Origin of the sequence: Propioniciclava coleopterorum (assembly GCF_011393335.1) — a bacterium.
GTDB lineage: Bacteria > Actinomycetota > Actinomycetes > Propionibacteriales > Propionibacteriaceae > Propioniciclava > Propioniciclava coleopterorum.
Window position 1 is genome coordinate 254745 of sequence record NZ_CP049865.1, and the last position, 14310, is coordinate 269054.

The window sequence follows — 14310 nt, forward strand, 5'->3', positions numbered from 1 at the left end:
CTCCTCAACGCGTGAGGACGCCGTCGCGGCGGTTGCCCGCCCCCGGGCCCGAAGTGACGGGCGCGTTCGGGACGCCGTAAACTCGCGCGCATGGCTTCGACACCTTCCGCTGACACGTCCACGCCGACCTCGCCCGCGTGGACCGTACCGGAGCGCCCCGCGCTGGAGGGTCTCGAGGATCGTTGGGTCGCGTCCTGGCGCGACGCCGACACCTACGCCTTCACGCGCCCCGAGCGCCGCGATCAGGTGTTCAGCATCGACACCCCGCCGCCGACGGTGTCGGGCTCGCTGCACGTGGGACACGTCTTCAGCTACACCCACACCGACCTGGTGGCCCGCTACCAGCGCATGCGCGGCAAGCAGGTCTTCTACCCGATGGGCTGGGACGACAACGGCCTGCCCACCGAGCGGCGCGTGCAGAACTACTACGGCGTCCGGTGCGACACGTCGGTCCCCTACGACCCCGACTTCACGCCGCCGGCCAAGCCCGACCCCAAGAAGCAGATCCCGATCAGCCGCCGCAACTTCATCGAGCTGTGCCACGAGCTGACCTCGGTGGACGAGAAGGTCTTCGAGGACCTGTGGCGGCGCCTGGGGCTGTCGGTGGACTGGAACACCCTGTACGCGACCATCTCCGACGAGGCCCAGCGCGTCGCCCAGCTCGCCTTCGTGCGCAACCTGGCGCGCGGCGAGGCCTACCTGTCCGAGGCCCCGACGATGTGGGACGTGACGTTCCAGACCGCCGTGGCCCAGGCCGAGCTCGAGGCGCGGGAGTACCCGGGCAACTACTACCGGGTGGCGTTCCACGCCGCCGACGGCCCGATCCACATCGAGACGACGCGCCCCGAGCTCATCCCGAGCGTGTGCGCCCTGATCGCCCACCCCGACGACGAGCGCTACGCCCACCTGTTCGGCACGACCGTCACCTCGCCGGTGTTCGGCGTCGAGATCCCCGTGCTGGCGCACGCCGCCGCCGAGAAGGACAAGGGCGCCGGCATCGCGATGTGCTGCACGTTCGGCGACCTCACCGACGTGCAGTGGTGGCGCGAGCTCCAGCTGCCCACCCGCGTGGTGCTGCAGCGCAACGGCCGGCTGCAGCCCGAGGCCCCCGACTGGCTCGTGAACGCCGAGCCCTACGCCGAACTGGCCAACAAGACCACGTTCAGCGCCCGCGAGGCCATGGTGGGCCTGCTGCGGGCCGCCGGCGACCTCGACGGCGAGCCCCGCCCCACCCAGCGCATGGCGAACTTCTACGAGAAGGGCGACAAGCCGCTGGAGATCGTCTCGACGCGGCAGTGGTACCTCACCAACGGCGGCCGGGACGCCGGCCTGCGCGCGACCCTGCTGGAGCGCGGCCAGGAGCTCGCCTGGGTGCCGGAGTACATGCGGCACCGCTACACCAACTGGGTGGACGGCCTCAACGGCGACTGGCTCATCAGCCGGCAGCGCTTCTTCGGGGTGCCGTTCCCGATCTGGTACCCGCTGGACGCCGAGGGCGAGCCGGACCACGACCACCCGATCGTCGCCGACGAGGCCTCGCTGCCGGTCGACCCGACCTCCGAGCCGGCCCCCGGCTACGAGGAGTCCCAGCGCGGCGTGCCCGGCGGCTTCGTGGCCGACCCCGACGTCATGGACACCTGGGCGACGTCGTCGCTGAGCCCGCAGATCGTGTGCGGCTGGGAGCGCGACGAGGAGCTGTGGAACCTCACGTTCCCGATGGACCTGGCACCCCAGGCCCACGACATCATCCGGACGTGGCTGTTCAGCCGCGTCGTGCGCGCCCAGTTGGAGAACCACTCCCTGCCGTGGGTGCGCGCCGCGATCTCCGGCTTCGTGGTGGACCCGGACCGCAAGAAGATGTCGAAGTCCAAGGGCAACGTCGTCGTGCCGACCGACGTGCTGGACAAGTTCGGCGCGGACGCCGTCCGCTGGCGCGCCGCCATGGCGCGCCCCGGGCTGGACTCACCGTTCGACGAGACGCAGATGAAGGTCGGACGCCGGCTGGCGATGAAGATCCTCAACGCGTCCAAGTTCGTGCTCGGCATCGCGTCCGAGGGCGGCACGGTGCCGCAGGCGTCCGCGATCGGGGCGCCGGTCGACCTGGCGATGCTCGCCGCGCTCCGGCAGGTGGTCGACCAGGCCACCGCCGCGTTCGAGGCGTTCGACTACACCAGCGCGCTCGAGGCGGCCGAGAAGTTCTTCTGGACGTTCTGCGACGACTACCTCGAGCTGGTCAAGGAGCGCGCCTACGGCGCCCAGGGCGAGGCGGCCGCGGCGTCGGCCCGCGCCGCGCTGGCGACGGCGCTCGGCGTCCAGCTGCGGCTGTTCGCGCCGTTCATGCCGTTCGTGACCGAGGAGGTGTGGTCCTGGTGGCAGGACGGCTCGGTGCACCACGCGCCGTGGCCCGAGGCGTCCGAGATCTTCGGCGACGGCGATCCGCGCCTGCTCGACGACGTGTCGGCGGTGCTGATCGGCCTGCGCGGCGCCAAGTCGGCCGCGAAGGTGTCCATGAAGACGCCGCTGAGCTCCGCCACCGTGCAGGGCCCCGCCGATCAGGTCGAGCGGCTGCAGGCCGTCGAGGACGACCTGCGCGCCGTGGGCCGCGTCGAGGCCTCGGTGGACTGGGTGCCCGGCGGCGACGCGCTGAGCGTCGCGGCGATCGTCGCGCCGTCCGAGGCGCAGGCGTGAGCGCCGCGCGTGCGGCGGCCGCCGCCGTGGCGGCCGCGCTGCTCCTGGGCGGCTGCTCGGTCGGGGATCGCCTCAACACGGTCAAGCAGGAGGCCGGCAAGGCGGTGCTGCCCAGCATCGCGATCGGGGCCTGCACCAACCTGGACCTCGGTACCTCCGACGTCGCCACCGAGGTGGACCAGATCCCGCCGGTCCCGTGCGACAAGCCCCACGGCTGGGAGGCGTACGCCGAGAAGCAGTTCGGCATCGACGACGCCTTCCCCGGCGACGCCGTCCTCGCGGGCGAGGCCGAGCAGTACTGCGTGGACTCCTTCGAGGGCTACGTGGGCGCCGACTACGACACCTCCTCGCTCGAGATGCAGTACCTCTACCCCACCGAGCAGTCCTGGACCCGCCTGGTCGACCGCACCATCACGTGCCTGGTGGGGACGCCGGCGCTCGACCTGGTGGGCAGCGTCAAGGGCTCCGGGAAGTAGCAGCCGGGCCGACCCCGGACGCGGCGAGCCCGCGCGATCAGGCGATCGCGCGGGCTCGTCCGCGTCGGGGCGGCGTCAGGCCGAGCGGGACCGCCGCGTGCTGCGGGGCGCCCGGGGCAGCATCCGCGGTTCGGCGCCCTCCCGGACCGTCTCGGCGGTGACCACGACCTGCCCGATGGTGTCGTCGGAGGGCACGTGGTACATGACGTTGAGGAGGATCTCCTCCAGGATCGAGCGCAGGCCGCGGGCGCCGATGCCGCGCGCCAGCGCCAGCTCCGCGATGGCCGTCACGGCGTCGTCGGTGAACTCCAGATCCACCCCGTCGAGCTCGAACAGCTTGCGGAACTGCTTGGTGAGCGCGTTGCGGGGCTGCACCAGGATGCGGACCATCGCGTCCAGGTCGAGGGGGTTGACCGTGGAGATCATCGGGAGTCGCCCGATGAACTCGGGGATCAGCCCAAACGTGTGCAGGTCCTCGGGGCGGACCTCCTCGAACGGGTTGCGGGTGTCCTTGCGGCGCAGGCCCAGGTCGTTGTTGAAGCCGAGCGGCCGCTTCCCGATGCGGGCGTTGATGATGTCCTCGAGCCCGGCGAACGCGCCGCCCACGATGAACAGGATGTTCGTCGTGTCGATCTGGATGAACTCCTGGTGCGGGTGCTTGCGCCCGCCCTGCGGCGGCACGGACGCCGTCGTGCCCTCCAGGATCTTCAGCAGCGCCTGCTGGACGCCCTCGCCGGACACGTCGCGGGTGATCGACGGGTTCTCCGACTTGCGGGCCACCTTGTCGATCTCGTCGATGTAGATGATGCCCGTCTCGGCCTTCTTCACGTCGAAGTCGGCGGCCTGCAGCAGCTTGAGCAGGATGTTCTCGACGTCTTCGCCGACGTAGCCGGCCTCGGTGAGCGCGGTCGCGTCCGCCATGGCGAACGGCACGTTCAGCATCCGCGCCAGCGTCTGGGCGAGGTAGGTCTTGCCGCAGCCGGTGGGGCCGATGAGGAGGATGTTGCTCTTGCCGAGCTCCACCAGCTCGTCCTCGGCGGCCCGGCGCGGGCTGTTGGCCTGCGCCTGGACCCGCTTGTAGTGGTTGTAGACCGCCACGGCGAGCGCCTTCTTGGCGGTCTCCTGGCCGATCACGTACTGGTCGAGGTGCCCGACGATGTCGCGGGGCTTGGGGAGGTCCTCGAGGAGGCCGACGTCGGCCCCCTCGGAGAACTCCTCCTCGATGATCTCGTTGCACAGCTCGATGCACTCGTCGCAGATGTACACGCCGGGTCCGGCGATGAGCTTCTTCACCTGCTTTTGGCTCTTTCCGCAGAACGAGCACTTCAACAGGTCGGAGGTCTCACCGATGCGAGCCATGCCACTCCCCTACTTTTCTCGACGCTCGGCGACGTCAGGCGACGTCTTTGAGCGAGGTGAAGATCTCGTCGATGATGCCGTACTCCTTGGCCTCCTCGGCGGTCAGGAACTTGTCGCGCTCGATGTCGCGGCTCACCTGCTCGACGCTCTGGCCGGTGTCCTTGGCGAGCATGTGCTCCATCAGGGACCGGATGCGCAGGATCTCGCGGGCCTGGATCTCCAGGTCGGAGCCCTGCCCGTAGCCGCCCTCGGTGGCCGGCTGGTGGATCAGGATCCGGCTGTTGGGCAGCGCGTACCGCTTGCCCTTCGTGCCCGCCGCCAGCAGCACCGCCGCCGCCGAGGCCGCCTGGCCCAGGCAGACCGTCGACACGTCGGGCTTGATGTACTGCATGGTGTCGTAGATCGCGGTCAGCGCCGTGAAGGAGCCGCCCGGGGAGTTGATGTACATGCTGATCGGACGCTCGGGGTCCATCGACTGCAGGCACAGCAGCTGCGCCATCACCGCGTTGGCGATGTCGTCGCTGATCGGGGTGCCGAGGAAGATGATCCGATCCTCGAACAGCTTGGTGTAGGGGTCGACGCGCCGGACGCCGTAGCTGGTGCGCTCCTCCCACTGCGGGATGTAGTAGTCCATCGAGGCGCCACGGGGGGCCAGGCCGCCGGGCATCGCGTTGAAGTCCATGGTCGTCCTTACTGGTTCGGAGCGTTGTCGGCGATCTGGGCCGCGTTGGTGTACACGTGGTCGATGAAGCCGTACTCGAGGGCCTGCGGCGCGGTGAACCAGCGGTCGCGGTCGGAGTCGGCCTCGATCTGCTCGACGGGGCGTCCGGTGTGCTCGGCGATCAGTTCGGCCATCTCCTTCTTGGTGGCCAGGATCTGCTCGGCGAGGATCTTGATGTCGGACGCGGTGCCGCCCAGGCCGCCCGAGGGCTGGTGCATCATGATGCGGGCGTGCGGCAGCGCGTAGCGCTTGCCCTTGGTGCCCGCGCTGAGCAGGAACTGCCCCATGGACGCGGCCAGGCCCATCGCCACCGTGGCGACGTCGTTGCTGATCCACTGCATGGTGTCGAAGATCGCCATGCCGGCGGTCACCGAGCCGCCCGGGGAGTTGATGTAGAGGTAGATGTCCTTCTCGGGATCCTCCGCGTTCAGCAGCAGGAGCTGCGCGCAGATGGCGTTCGCGTTGTCGTCGCGAACCTCGGATCCGAGGAAGACGATGCGGTTGGCCAGGAGGGCCTGGTACACGGAGTCGTTCATGCCGATGCCGCCGGCGCCGACAGCGGCCGAAATGCCAGGAAGTTTTTCGTTCACGTCCCCGAAACTACCTGCACCCGGTGACATTTCGGAGCCCCCCGCGCCGCTGTTCGCTGACGGCGGAGACGCGACGACGCCCCGGCCGCTGGCCGGGGCGTCGTGGGTCCGTGCGAGGGAGATCACTCCGCCGCGTCGGCGTCCTTCTCGGCGGCGGCCTTCTTGGCCGCGGCCTTCTTCGGCTTGGCCTCGGCGTCGGCCTCGTCGGCCTTGTCGGCCTTCTTGGCGGCGGCCTTCTTCGGCTTGGCCTCGCCCTCGGAGTCGGCCTTGGCCGCCTTCTTGGCGGGTGCCTTCTTGGCCGGGGCCTTCTCGGCGGGCGCGTCCTCGGCGGACTCGTCGGCGGCGGCCTCGACCAGCGTGCCGTCGGGGCGGATCGCGGCGACGTCGACGACGGCGCCGTCGGTGTCGGTCACGGTCGCCTCGCCGACGATCGAGCCCAGCACCTTGCTGCGGCGGATCTCGGCCATCCACTCGCCGGCGTGGTTGTGCTCGATCATGTGCTGCATCTCCTGCTCCGGCGAGGAGCCGGAGGCCTGGGCGCGGCGGAACAGCATCTCGGTGAGCTCGGACTGGTCCACGCCCACCTCGCGCTCGTCGGCGAGCTTGTCGAGGATGATCTGCGCCTTCAGCGAGGTCTCCGCGTTCTCGGCGACCTGCGCCCAGAACTCGTCGGGGGTCTCGGCGGTCTCGTCCTCGGACTCGGCCAGGTAGTCCTCCACGGAGTAGCCGGCGCGTGCCAGCTGCTCGGTGATCTGCTGCTTGCGGGCCTCGATCTCGCCGGCCAGCATCGCCTCGGGCAGCTCGAACGGCGTCTTGGCGACCAGGTCGGAGACCACGGCGTCGCGGGCGGCGTTGAGCTGGTCGACGCGCGCCATGCGCAGCACGGCGTCGGCCAGGTCGGCGCGCATCTCCTCGACCGTGTCGAACTCGGAGATCATCTGGGCGAACTCGTCGTCGACCTCGGGCAGCGTCTCGGTCTGCACCTTCTCGACGGTGACGGTGACGTCGGCCTTCTCGCCCTTGGCGGGTCCGCCGACCAACTCGGCGGCGAACTCGGTGCGGTCGCCGGCCTTGAGCCCGGTGACGGCCTCGTCGAGGCCCTCGATCATGCCGCCGGAGCCGACCTTGTAGGACAGGCCGGACGCGGAACCCTCGAGGACGGGCTGGCCGTCCTGGCTGGCCTCCAGGTCGATGGTGACGACGTCGCCCTCCTCGGCGGCCCCGTCCTTGTCCTCGCGGGTGGCGAAGCGCTGACGCATCAGCTCGATGCGCTGCTCGACCTCGGTCTGGTCGGTGGAGACGGGCTCCACCTCGGCGGCGAGCTCGGAGAACGCCGGCACCTCGAAGTCGGGGCGGACGTCAAGCTCGGCGGTGAACTCGACGACGTCGCCGTCCTCGAGCTTGGTGACCTCGATCTCGGGCTGGCCCAGCGGCACGACCCCACCCTCGACGACGGCCTGCTCGTACGCGTTCGGCAGGGCGGCGTTGATGGCCTCCTGCAGCACGGCGCCGCGCCCGAAGCGCTGGTCGATGATGGCGGCGGGCACCTTGCCCTTGCGGAACCCGGGGATGTTCACCTGGCCGGCGATGTCGGCGTAGGCCTTGTCCAGGTGCGGCTTCAGGTCTGCGAAGGGGATCTCGATGGTCAGCTTGACCCGGGTGGGGCCGAGCTTCTCGACGGTGCTGGGCACTGGGTTACTCCTGTTGGTCGACGGTCAGTGGAACCTCGGAGCGGATGACGGGAATCGAACCCGCGTAGCCAGTTTGGAAGACTGGGGCTCTACCATTGAGCTACATCCGCATGTGACGCCGATCCAGCCTACCGGCGCAGCGACAAGGATGCACACCGAGCCCGGCGTTGCCTCGGCTCAGTAACTCCCCCGGGGCCAACTCTGCTCCGATCCGTGGTCGTCGAAGCGCTCCGCGCGTCGCCGCTCGATGCCCCGCAGCCCGTGCACGAAGGCCGCGACGTCCTCGCGCCGCACCCCGTCGTGCTGCGGCGCGAGCGGCAGGCCGTCGGCCCCCGGCGCGGCGGCGTCCACCGGGTCGGCTCCCAGTTGCAGCAGCCACCGCCGCACCAGCGGGCCGCCCGCGGCGTCCAGCCGGACGCCGACGCGCGGCCGCGAGTGCGGGACGGGGACGGACGGGGACACGGCGCTCAGTCGTCCAGGTGGGCGGTGCGCGGCCCGGGGGTCCCGAGCGACCCGGTGAACGCCGGCGTCCGCTTGTGCCGGAAGGCGGTCACGCCCTCGGAGAAGTCGTCCGAGGCGCCGGACGCCGCGGACGCCAGGCCCTCCAGAGCCATGCCGAGCCCGAGCCCCGCCCCGGCGTCGATCGCCTGCTTCGACATCTGCACGGCCAGCGGCGAGCGGTCGGCCACGACGGCGGCCAGGGCGAGGGCGGCGTCCACGACGTCGGCGCGCGGGGCGACGTCGGTGACCAGCCCCCAGTCCAGAGCGGTGGCGGCGTCGATCGGGGTGCCGGTGAACACCATCCGCTTGGCCCGCGCCGGACCGACGAGCGCTGGGAGCCGGTCGAGGCCGCCCCAGCCCGGCACCGTGCCGATGGCCACCTCGGTCAGCCCCACCTGCGCGTCGTCGGCGAGCACGCGCAGGTCGCAGGCCAGCGCGATCTCCAGCCCGCCGCCGAACGCGTCACCGTCCATCGCCGCGATGGTGGGCTGCCGCAGCCGCGCGAGCCGGTCGAAGACCCGGTGCCCGGTCCGCGTCCAGGTCGACCACATCTGCAGCGCGGTGAGCCGGCGGAAGTGGTGGATGTCCGCGCCGGCGCTGAACACGCGCTCCCCCGCGCTGGTCACGATCACGACCCGGACGTCCTCGGAGCGCTCGAGGGCGTCCAGGTGGTCCTCCAGCCGGGCGAGCATCGCGAGCGTGAAGGCGTTGAGCTTGGCGGGCCGGTCGAGGTGCAGACGAGCGATCCCGTCCTCGACGTGCAGGCCGACCGTGCCCTCGGCGGGGTCGCTCATCGCTGCACCCGCTCCCGGAGCTCCTGCTGGTCGGGCAGCGGACGCCGCGGCTCGGCCAGCGTCAGGCCCATCGGGGCGTCGGTGAAGATGCGGGCGTCCATCTCGACCAGGTCGTCGGCCACCGCGAGCGGGATCGCGGACCGGTCCAGCACGTCCTCCTGCAGCCGGACGCCGGGCGCGATCTCGATCACCGTGAGGCCGGCGTCGCGCAGTTCGAGCACGCAGCGCTCGGTGACGTAGCGGACCTTCTGGCCGCGCTCGGCCGCCAGCGCGCCGGCGAAGGAGATCTGGGCCACGTCGGGGACGAACTTCGCGATCGCGCCGTCCTCGTTGATCGCGAGGCGTCCCTCACCCAGGGTGACGTCCTTGCGGCCGGCGGTGAACTGGCCGGAGAAGACCAGGTTGGGGGCGAAGCCGGTGATGTCGGCGAAGCCGCCGATGCCGGCCGTGGCGTGCGGGCGCGCCTTCAGCAGCGAGACGTTGACGTCGCCCGCCGAGGACACCTCCATGAAGGAGAGCAGGCCGGCGTCGAAGCCGCCGCCCTGCAGCAGGGTGAACTGGTCGGAGGACCGCACGATGGCGTCGGGGTTGATGGCGGCGCCGAACTGGAACCCGGTGAGGGGGAAGCCGCCGACCGGGCCCTGCTCGATGACCCAGGTGACCTGGTCGAAGATGCCCTCCTCCAGCAGGACGCGCGGCACCCCGGCGCTGATCCCGAAGCCCAGGTTGACCACGTCGTTGCGCGCCAACTCCATGGCGGCGCGGCGGCAGATCACCTTCTCCAGCGAGAACTCCAGCGGCTCGATGGCGTCCAGGTCGCGCAGTTCGTTGCCCGAGATCGCCGGGTCGTACTCGGCCAGGCCGGTCTGCACCTGGTCGGGCGCCACGACGACCGCGTCGACGAGGATGCCGGGCACCAGCACCTCGCGTGGGTGGTGCGGCACGTCGGTCAGGCGCTTGACCTGCGCGATGACGACGCCGCCGCTGTTGCGGGCGGCGTAGGCGATGTCGAGGGCGCCCAGCGGCGACGCCTCCTCCTCGAAGGTGAGGTTGCCGCGCGGGTCGGCGGTGGTGGCCCGGATGAGCGCCACGTCGACGGGGACGGCCGGGTAGAACAGCCACTCCTGGCCGTCGAACTGCTCGAGCCGGACGAAGTCGGGGGCGGCGGCGTTCATCTTGGCGCCCTCGACGCGCGGGTCGGCGTAGGTGCCGAGCCCGGACTGGGTGAGGACGCCCGGCTGGCGCAGCGCGGCGGCGCGGTGCATCTGGTACATGATCCCCGACGGGATGTTGTAGGCCTCGACCTGGCCCGCCGCGATCATCCGCCGCACGGGCGGGGCGTCCATCGTCGCGGGGCCGGCCGGGAACGAGCCGCCGAGGATGCGGCGCAGCAGGCCGGGCTTGGCGAGGTGGTCGACGCCGGCGATCCCGCTGGACATCTCGCCGGAGTTGATGCAGTGCAGCGAGGTGATGCCGGCGGGGTGCGCGGTCTCCTCGAAGCGCTGCCCGATGCCGGCGAGCAGGGCGTCGGGGACCCCGATCGCCGAGGCCGAGCTCACCGAGACGGTGGCGCCGTCGCCGACGAGTTCGGCGGCCTCGCGGGCGGTGAGGACCGGTGGTGTGCGCATGGGTTCAGGGTTCCTTTCGTGGTTGCTGCCGGTTCGTCGTTCCCCGCCGTACGGGACGGTCGGCGGGCTGGTAGATCGATCTATTCCTGGGGCGCCGCTGACGTCGCCCCGCCGCGCCCGAGGAACGCGTCCATGGCCTCGCCGCGCTGGTGCGCGCGGACGGCGCGGCGCCCGAGCATCGTCTCGTGGATCTCGGAGGTGCCGTCGAAGATCTGCGTGACCTTGGCGTCCCGGTTGAGGCGGTTCACCCACGACGAGGCGACCATCCCCTCGGCGCCGTGGATCTGGACCGCCTCGTCGGTGTGCTCGCGGGCAGCGTCCGAGGTGAAGAGTTTGGCCATGGAGATGACGTCCTGGTCGCCGCCGTCGCCCCGCGCGAAGGACGCGGCCGCGCGGTCGGTGAGGGCGCGCGCGGCCTGGTAGGCCGCAGCCATCCGGCCGATCTTGGCCTGGATCGAGGGCAGGTCCCCCAGCACCTTGCCGAACGCCCGGCGGGTCGCGGCCCGCTCGACGCTGGCGGTCAGAGCGCCGCGCAGCAGGCCGCACGCGTAGGCGGCGGCGTCGATGCGGGCCAGGTTGAGGCCGTCCATCATGCCGCCGAAGCCGTCCACGGCGAGCACGTCGGTGGCGGGCACGCGGACGGCGTCCAGGCGCAGGACGCCGTTGGGCATGCCGCGCAGCCCGGAGAAGGCGGGGCCGTGCTCCTGGGTGACGCCGGCGCTGGCGGTGTCGACGACCACGGCGACCGTTCGAGCGTCGCGGGCGTCGTCGTCCAACTTCGCCAGGACGATGGCGTACTGGCCGTTGGGGGCGTAGCCGACCCACCGCTTCTCGCCGGTCAAAACCAGGTCGCCGCCGTCGCGGCGGGCCACCGTGGCGATGGCGCGCACGTCGGAGCCGGCGTGCGCCTCGGTGATCCCGAATGCGCCGAACGCCTCGGCGCGCAGCGTGGGCTCGACCCAGCGCTCGACCAGGTGCTGCGGGGCGTACTTCAGCAGCAGGTAGGTGGTGAGCCGGCCGTTGGCGATGGTGACGGCCGAGGCCATGGAGTGCATCGCGATCCGCTCGGAGGTCTCGACCACGAGCGGGGTCCGGGCGACGTCGAGGGCGCCGTCCTCGGCCAGCAGCAGCCGCTGGACGCCGATGGCGGCGGCGGCGCGCGTGATGTCGACCGGGAACTCGGCGGTCTCGTCGATCTGGGGGGCTCGGGCGATGAGGGTGGTCTCGATCAGGTCGTCGAGCCGCGCCAGCAGGTCGGTCATCGGGTCTCCTCGTAGCAGTAGAGCAGGTGCTCGGCCACCAGGATCAGGTCGCCGCGCTGGTTGGTGACGCGCACGTCCGCGACGGCGATGCTGCGGGCGGGCTCGATCCGGGCCACGGTCAACTCGACGCTGACGGTGTCCCCCAGGAACACCGGCGCCAGGAACCGCACCTTGTCGTAGCCGTAGGACAGCGCGGTCACCCCGTGCTCGGCGCACAGCGCCGAGGACGCCGTGGAGGCGACCCCGAGCGTGAGGACGCCGTGGGCCACCCGCTGCCCCACGGGGTGCGCGGCCATGTACGCGGCGTTGGTGTGCTGCGGCGCCAGGTCGCCGGTGATGCCCGCGAACAGCGTGACATCGGTCTCGGTGACGGTCTTGGCGAAGCGCGCCCGCGCGCCGACCTCGGGGTACTGGCTCACCGGGCCACCCGGACCGGGTTCGGTGCGGTGCGGCGTGCGCTTCGCGGGCGGGACATGCGTGCCTCCTGGATCTCCGACCACCTCGGCGTGGGCCGGATGCGCTCCACAGTAGATCGATCTACTATGGAGGGGCAAGTAGGTTTCCATGAGGAGGAAACATGACGCGCGTGACGCTCAACGACGTCAGCCGAGCGGCAGGTGTTTCGCGCGCGACCGCGTCCCTGGTGGTCCGCGGCAGCGACCGCATCTCCCCGGCCACGACGGCACGGGTGCGCGCGGCCATGGAGCAACTCGGCTACGTGTACGACCGGGGCGCGGCTCAGCTGCGCGGTGGCCGCACCATGACCGTCGGCGTCATCGTGCCCGAGATCCGCAATCCCTACCTGGCCGACCTCCTCATGACCATCGAGCAGTCGCTGAGCGCCCACGGCTACACCTCCCTGATCGCGCACAGCGGCGAGAGCGTGCGGCGGGAGTCGGAGATCCTGGCCACCATGACCGAGCGCCGCGTCGACGGCGTCCTGGTGCACCCGTCGCGGACGCTGGACGACGCTCCCCTGGACGAGCACACGTCGCGGTTCGACATCCCGGTCGTCACCATGATGCGGCGACTGGAGGACCGGTTCTCGTCGGTGACCCCCGACAACGAGCGCGCCGGCGTCCTGATGGGCGAGCACCTGCGCACGCTCGGCGTCCGGTCGGTGACGTTCCTGGGCGGCCCCGCGCACTCGTCCGGACGCGCCGACCGGATCGCCGGGATGCGCACGTCCCTGGGCGAGAGCATCGCCTTCGAGCACGGCGAGCAGACCACCACGGCGACCACCTACTCCGACGCCGGCCGCACGGCGATGGCGCAGATCTTCGAGCGGGGCGAACTCCCCGACGCGGTGGTCGGCTTCAGCGACATCGTGACGATGGGCCTCTACGCGGAACTCCACCAGCGCGGCCTGCTCCCGGGCCGCGACGTCGCGGTGGCGAGCTTCGACGACATCTCCATGGCGTCGTGGCTCACCCCGCCGCTCACCTCCATGGCCGCCGGCGCCGACCAGGTCGGCGTCGCCGCGTCCGAGGAGATCCTCGCCGCGATCGAGCAGGGCCCCGCGCACACCCCGACCCGGCGGCTCATCCCGCCGGAACTGCGCCTGCGGACCTCGACCCTGGGCTGGCGTCCCCGCCCGACCGCCTGAGACGACCGTCGGCGGACCCGCTTCGGCGAGTGGTCGCGGCGCGCTCGAAGGCCCCTGCCAGAATCCGATGGGGTGCCACGGGGTGCGCCAACTCCCGGTCAGCGTCAGACTGGCTCATCCTCCGGATGCGCCCGAGAACGATCGCGAAGGTGTCACACTCAGGGCAACGATCCCAGGGGGGTGCCATGAAGGACGAACCGCAGGAAGTACCCTTCCTGGAGGTGCGAGGCAAGGTGCCCTGCCCCGACAACCCCGACCTGGAACTCCAGAGCGGCGGCTGGCGCAACCACGGACGGTTCGATTCGCTCGCCTACGACCTGGTGATCGTGGACAGGGACCAGCCGGTCCACCCCTCAGGCGACGGGGACGAAGCCGGGGCCACGGTCGCGTCGGCTGAGGGCGGCGAGGCCGCGAAGGACCTCGTTACCGCCGGTCTCGTCGTTATCGGGCTGGGCACCGCGTGGGCTGTGGGGAGATACGGGCCGTCGGCGATCGCCTGGGCCCAACGCGAAGTGCTCCCCCGCGCCCAGGACCTCTGGACGAACGCGTGCAGCGTGCAGCCCTTCCGTCGCTGGTCAACGCTGGGCCGCCGCCAAGCCCTGCCCCTGCAGTTGGAGCCCGGTCTGACCAGCCCCGAGCCCCTGCCGTGGGCGGCCATCGAGCCGGAGTTGGAACCCGCCAGTGACCCGAACCCGCCCAACCCGGAGGCTGGTCCGCAGCCCGCCCCGTGATGAAGGCGAAGACTTCTCCGCAGGTCGTTCGTGGCGCGAGGCCACATGCCCTAGACACGGTCGGGGCGACAGGACTCGAACCTGCGATCTCCTGCTCCCAAAGCAGGCGCGCTAGCCACTACGCTACGCCCCGGTTGACGACGTCACTCTACGGGCACGGCGACCCTGGCCCCTAACCGGGGCTCCCCCGCGCGTCGCCGGCACCCTCCGTTCCCTCGCCCATGCCCCGACCCAGAACGATGAAGCACGGCTTCATCGTGATG

Annotated in this window: 13 protein-coding genes and 2 tRNA genes; 4 read left to right on the forward strand and 11 right to left on the reverse strand. The window is 71.2% G+C overall.

All coding sequences use genetic code 11. From position 1 onward, the window contains the following. The first annotated feature begins 90 nt into the window (after window positions 1-90). Both valS and G7070_RS01175 read left to right on the forward strand, forming a co-directional pair. Complete coding sequence (gene valS, locus G7070_RS01170) at window positions 91-2688, forward strand: valine--tRNA ligase (protein WP_166231255.1); 2598 nt, start codon at window positions 91-93, stop codon at window positions 2686-2688. Continuing rightward, window positions 2685-3164: a septum formation family protein gene (locus G7070_RS01175; protein ID WP_166231257.1), complete on the forward strand. Its 480-nt coding sequence runs from the start codon at window positions 2685-2687 to the stop codon at window positions 3162-3164. Before valS ends, G7070_RS01175 begins: the two co-directional genes overlap by 4 nt. Window positions 3165-3239: 75 nt before the next feature. On the opposite strand, the gene clpX is transcribed toward G7070_RS01175, so the two are convergent. From clpX to G7070_RS01225, 10 genes are all read right to left on the reverse strand, one after another. After that, on the reverse strand, window positions 3240-4523 hold the full coding sequence (clpX, locus tag G7070_RS01180; RefSeq protein ID WP_166231260.1) for an ATP-dependent Clp protease ATP-binding subunit ClpX: 1284 nt from the start codon (window positions 4521-4523) through the stop codon (window positions 3240-3242). 34 nt (window positions 4524-4557) lie between these two features. After that, window positions 4558-5205 (reverse strand): ATP-dependent Clp protease proteolytic subunit, encoded by a 648-nt coding sequence (locus G7070_RS01185; RefSeq protein WP_284690950.1) that lies wholly within the window; start codon window positions 5203-5205, stop codon window positions 4558-4560. Window positions 5206-5213: 8 nt separating this feature from the next. After that, on the reverse strand, window positions 5214-5780 hold the full coding sequence (locus tag G7070_RS01190; protein WP_246227206.1) for an ATP-dependent Clp protease proteolytic subunit: 567 nt from the start codon (window positions 5778-5780) through the stop codon (window positions 5214-5216). A gap of 176 nt (window positions 5781-5956) precedes the next feature. Beyond that, window positions 5957-7525: a trigger factor gene (gene tig / locus G7070_RS01195; RefSeq protein WP_166231263.1), complete on the reverse strand. Its 1569-nt coding sequence runs from the start codon at window positions 7523-7525 to the stop codon at window positions 5957-5959. A 39-nt stretch (window positions 7526-7564) separates the two neighbouring features. Then, window positions 7565-7635, reverse strand: a tRNA-Gly gene (locus tag G7070_RS01200). Window positions 7636-7702: 67 nt separating this feature from the next. Then, entirely contained in the window at window positions 7703-7987 is a 285-nt protein-coding gene (locus G7070_RS01205) for a hypothetical protein (RefSeq protein ID WP_166231266.1), read from the reverse strand. A 5-nt stretch (window positions 7988-7992) separates the two neighbouring features. Further along, window positions 7993-8820, reverse strand: a complete 828-nt coding sequence (locus tag G7070_RS01210) for an enoyl-CoA hydratase/isomerase family protein (protein WP_166231269.1) — start codon at window positions 8818-8820, stop codon at window positions 7993-7995. Further along, complete coding sequence (locus tag G7070_RS01215) at window positions 8817-10448, reverse strand: acyl CoA:acetate/3-ketoacid CoA transferase (protein ID WP_166231272.1); 1632 nt, start codon at window positions 10446-10448, stop codon at window positions 8817-8819. The genes G7070_RS01210 and G7070_RS01215 overlap by 4 nt, the downstream gene beginning before the upstream one ends. Before the next feature lie 80 nt (window positions 10449-10528). Beyond that, complete coding sequence (locus tag G7070_RS01220; RefSeq protein ID WP_166231275.1) at window positions 10529-11710, reverse strand: acyl-CoA dehydrogenase family protein; 1182 nt, start codon at window positions 11708-11710, stop codon at window positions 10529-10531. Continuing rightward, a complete protein-coding gene (locus G7070_RS01225; protein WP_206079882.1) occupies window positions 11707-12129 on the reverse strand; it encodes a MaoC family dehydratase in 423 nt (140 codons plus the stop codon). Before G7070_RS01225 ends, G7070_RS01220 begins: the two co-directional genes overlap by 4 nt. A gap of 158 nt (window positions 12130-12287) precedes the next feature. Here G7070_RS01225 and G7070_RS01230 point away from each other — a divergent pair, with 158 nt between their 5' ends. Then, window positions 12288-13316 (forward strand): LacI family DNA-binding transcriptional regulator, encoded by a 1029-nt coding sequence (locus tag G7070_RS01230; RefSeq protein ID WP_166231281.1) that lies wholly within the window; start codon window positions 12288-12290, stop codon window positions 13314-13316. Between the two features lie 185 nt (window positions 13317-13501). Further along, on the forward strand, window positions 13502-14047 hold the full coding sequence (locus tag G7070_RS01235; protein WP_166231284.1) for a hypothetical protein: 546 nt from the start codon (window positions 13502-13504) through the stop codon (window positions 14045-14047). A 60-nt stretch (window positions 14048-14107) separates the two neighbouring features. On the opposite strand, the gene G7070_RS01240 is transcribed toward G7070_RS01235, so the two are convergent. Then, window positions 14108-14180: transfer RNA gene (locus G7070_RS01240), tRNA-Pro, on the reverse strand. Window positions 14181-14310 lie beyond the last annotated feature (130 nt).